Raw genomic sequence first — 1,120 nt, 5'->3', positions numbered from 1 at the left:
TACGGGAGGTTGCGGGCCATGACGATGCGCTGGACCTGGTTGGTGCCCTCGTAGATCTGGGTGATCTTGGCGTCGCGCATCATCCGCTCGACCGGGTAGTCGCGGGTGTAGCCGTAGCCGCCGAGGAGCTGGACGGCGTCGGTGGTGATCTCCATCGCGACGTCGGAGGCGAAGCACTTGGCGGCGGCGCCGAAGAACGTCAGGTCGCCGTCCGTGCGCTGGGACTTCGCGGCGGCGGCGTAGGTGAGCTGGCGGGCGGCCTCCAGCTTCATCGCCATGTCGGCGAGCATGAACTGCACGCCCTGGAACTCGGCGATGGCCTTGCCGAACTGCTTGCGTTCCTGGACGTAGCCCTTGGCGTAGTCCAGGGCGCCCTGGGCGATGCCGATCGCCTGGGCGGCGATGGTGACCCGGGTGTGGTCGAGGGTCTTCATCGCGGTGGCGAAGCCGGTGCCCTCGGCGCCGATCATCCGGTCGGCGGGGATCCGCACGTTGTCGAAGTAGACCTCGCGGGTCGGCGAGCCCTTGATGCCGAGCTTCTTCTCCGGGGCGCCGAAGGAGACGCCCTCGTCGCCCTTCTCGACCACGAACGCGGAGATGCCCTTGGAGCGCTTCTCCGGGTCGGTGACGGCCATGACGGTGTAGAACTCGGAGACGCCGGCGTTGGTGATCCACCGCTTGACGCCGTTGAGGACCCAGAAGTCGCCGTCGCGCACCGCGCGGGTCTTCATGCCGGCCGCGTCGGAGCCGGCCTCCGGCTCGGACAGGCAGTAGGAGAACATGCCCTCGCCGCGGGCCAGCGCGCCGAGGTACTTGGCCTTCAGCTCCTCGGAGCCGGACAGCTGGACGGGCAGCGAGCCGAGCTTGTTGACCGCGGGGATCAGCGAGGAGGAGGCGCAGACCCGGGCGACCTCCTCGATCACGATCACGGTGGCCAGCGCGTCCGCGCCGGCGCCGCCGTACTCCTCGGGCACGTGCACCGCGTGCAGGTCGTTGCCCTGCAGCGCCTCCAGCGCCTCGCTCGGGAAACGGCCCTGCTCGTCGACCTCGGCCGCGAACGGGGCGATCTTCGCCTCGGCCAGCGACCGCACCGCGTCACGGAGCATGTCGTGCTCCTCGG

Annotated in this window: 1 protein-coding gene; it reads right to left on the bottom strand. The window is 69.8% G+C overall.

From position 1 onward, the window contains the following. A partial coding sequence (locus AB0O09_RS38715) for an acyl-CoA dehydrogenase family protein (protein ID WP_363550509.1) occupies window positions 1-1,120 on the bottom strand: 1,120 nt, incomplete at both ends.

The organism is Kitasatospora sp. NPDC093679 (assembly GCF_040683455.1).
Taxonomy (GTDB): Bacteria; Actinomycetota; Actinomycetes; order Streptomycetales; family Streptomycetaceae; genus Kitasatospora; species Kitasatospora arboriphila.
This window is presented reverse-complemented; position numbering and strand designations above follow the sequence as displayed.